At 33.3% G+C, this 1,180-nt stretch carries 3 protein-coding genes and 1 pseudogene; all 4 read left to right on the top strand.

Translation table 11 applies throughout. The features are described from left to right. Window positions 1-49: 49 nt before the first annotated feature. Complete coding sequence (locus HMPREF2619_RS04235) at window positions 50-280, top strand: hypothetical protein (RefSeq protein WP_000167064.1); 231 nt, start codon at window positions 50-52, stop codon at window positions 278-280. Between the two features lie 9 nt (window positions 281-289). Next, a complete protein-coding gene (locus tag HMPREF2619_RS04230; protein ID WP_070459292.1) occupies window positions 290-451 on the top strand; it encodes a multidrug transporter MATE in 162 nt (53 codons plus the stop codon). Continuing rightward, a complete protein-coding gene (locus HMPREF2619_RS04225; protein ID WP_070459291.1) occupies window positions 438-923 on the top strand; it encodes a hypothetical protein in 486 nt (161 codons plus the stop codon). Before HMPREF2619_RS04230 ends, HMPREF2619_RS04225 begins: the two co-directional genes overlap by 14 nt. A 1-nt stretch (window position 924) precedes the next feature. Further along, a pseudogene (locus tag HMPREF2619_RS04220) lies at window positions 925-1,180 on the top strand (hypothetical protein); the annotation flags it as partial.

The raw sequence follows: 1,180 nt of genomic DNA, 5'->3' as shown, positions 1-1,180 counted from the left end.
TCAGAGGAAAAGATTGTAGCAGATGAGAAAAGTATCCAGGAGGCCATAAATGACTAAAAGGGTAAAGCTAAGTAAATGGGCCGAGACAGCTTTTCAAAATGATTGGGAACTGTGGCGTACTAGGACAAATGAAGGAATGGTTGTTTTAGGAAAATTATCAGATGGAACGTTTACCCTACATCGTTTTAATGATGAGGGAGGACAACTAACGCATATTTCGCATGATGAAGCTCTTTGGCTAACATTGGATTTGGCACCTGAAAAGTTAGGCTGTATTTAAGGAGGTAGTATGTATCAAATTTTAAATGCCATTGCGCATGGCGTGGTTGGAACTGTCTTGATTGCGATCTGGTTCGTACCGCTAGCGTTCTTAATGTTACTAAAAAGTGTTTGGCCGAAAAGTAAGGTTTCATTTATTTGGAAAGGATATAAGAAGCATGAGAAGAACTAAATCATCTACTTTGAAGCAGAAAAGAGCTAACAAACATTTAAGAGGTATAAAAGATTACACGCTATCGAGTGAACAAAAAAGTTTCGACGATGTATCAACTTTTGATATGTTGTTTGCAACAAATGTGAAGTATCGAGTTTTTGCAATTTTAGGAGATGTATCTGGTTTTATTTCGCTAGTTTTAGTATCAGTAAATCTCTTTTTAGGATTTAATGCGTATGTAATTGTAAATTTAGTTAATACGAGTTCAACTTTTCTTAAATTAGTAGGAGTAAAAGAAGTTTCTTTTATGACAGTCTTTGAATCATTTTATTTTGGACGTGTCGAGTTAATGAGAGATATGTTTGCAACTATTTTTGTAGCTATTATAGTTTTTTCTTTATCATTATTTATAATTTGGGCTACTGAAAAAAAGACAGATATAAACTCTTTAACAAATCAGTATTATGAAAAAATCAGGAAGGAGAAATAAAATGTCTACTTTAATTGAAATATTCAAGCGCTGGATTGAAAAAATAAAATCCAGCCCAATTTTGAAACCATTTATTAAGATTAAAGTTTGGTTTCAAGAGAATATTATTAAGAGAAAACTAGTTATTTTCTCAATGTTGTTTGTGACCTGGTTGACCCTTTTGATGGGAGCAATTTTCTCGCCACAAAGACAAACTTATACTTCAGAACAACTCAAAACAAAGCAGGTTTTTGCGAATGGCAGTGGTGAGATGAAAC

Source organism: Streptococcus sp. HMSC074B11, assembly GCF_001808705.1.
In the GTDB taxonomy this organism is placed as follows: Bacteria; Bacillota; Bacilli; order Lactobacillales; family Streptococcaceae; genus Streptococcus.
This window is presented reverse-complemented; position numbering and strand designations above follow the sequence as displayed.